Origin of the sequence: Azohydromonas lata NBRC 102462 (genome assembly GCF_001571085.1) — a bacterium.
Classification (GTDB): Bacteria; Pseudomonadota; Gammaproteobacteria; order Burkholderiales; family Burkholderiaceae_C; genus Azohydromonas; species Azohydromonas lata.
In genome coordinates, this window is the sequence record NZ_BCTC01000286.1 from 1 (window position 1) to 1,118 (window position 1,118).

A 1,118-nucleotide genomic window follows, 5' to 3' on the forward strand; every position below is an offset into this window, starting at 1 on the left:
GCTGCCCGCACGGCAGCCGGAACCCGCTGCCGGCATCGCTATCGAATCCCCTCATGCCCGCTCCACGGGGCGGGGCCAGAATGCTTTCGACTACGACCCCTCGCGGCACATGGAAAAAATCTGGTTGAAGCAGTACCCCGAAGGCGTGCCGGCGGAGGTGGACACGGCCTTGTACCCGTCCCTGGTGGCGCTGCTGGAAGACGCCTTCCAGCGCCACGGCGCCCTGCCGGCGTGCACTTTCATGGGCACGGCCTTCGACTATGGACAGCTCGACGAGCTGTCCATGACGTTCGCATCTTTCCTGCAGGCGCAAGGCCTGGGCAAGGGCGACCGGGTAGCCATCATGCTGCCCAACACGCCGCAGTACCTGGTGGTGCTGGCCGGGGCGCTGCGTGCGGGCTGTATCGTCGTCAACGTCAACCCGCTCTACACCGCGCGCGAGTTGGAACACCAACTGCGCGACGCCGGCGCCCGCGCCATCGTGGTGCTGGAAAACTTCGCCGCCACGCTGGAGCACGCGCTGCCCAAGCTGCCGCAGTTGCGCACCGTGGTGCTGGCGGCCATGGGAGACCTGCTGGGCTGGCTCAAGGGCGCACTGGTCAACCACGTGGTGCGCCGCGTCAGGAAGATGGTGCCGCCCTACTCCGTGCCCGGCGCGCTGCGTTTCAAAGATGCGCTGGCGCAGGGCCGGCGCCAGGCCTTCAAGCCCGTCGAGATCGGCCCCGACGACGTCGCGGTGCTGCAGTACACCGGCGGCACCACCGGCGTGAGCAAGGGCGCGGTGCTGCTGCATCGCAACCTGGTGGCCAACATCCTGCAGTCCGAGGCCTGGTACCGGCCGGCGCTGCACCGCATTCCGGCCGGCGAGCAGGTGGGCGTGGTGTGCGCGCTGCCCATCTATCACATCTTCGGTTTTTCAACGATCGCGCTGCTGACGCTGCGCGTGGGCGGGCGCGTCATCCTCATTCCCAATGCACGCGACCTGCCCGCGCTGCTCAAGACGCTGTCCAAGGAGCACTTCCACAGCTTCCCGGCCGTCAACACCCTCTTCAACGCGCTGGCCAACCACAAGGACTTCGCCAGCGTGGACTGGAGCCGCCTCGTGATCTGCGTGGGCG

At 67.7% G+C, this 1,118-nt stretch carries 1 protein-coding gene; it reads left to right on the forward strand.

All coding sequences use genetic code 11. The annotated features are described in order from the left end of the window. Window positions 1–109 precede the first annotated feature (109 nt). A partial coding sequence (locus ALA01S_RS31130) for an AMP-binding protein (protein ID WP_157119449.1) occupies window positions 110–1,118 on the forward strand: 1,009 nt, incomplete at its 3' end.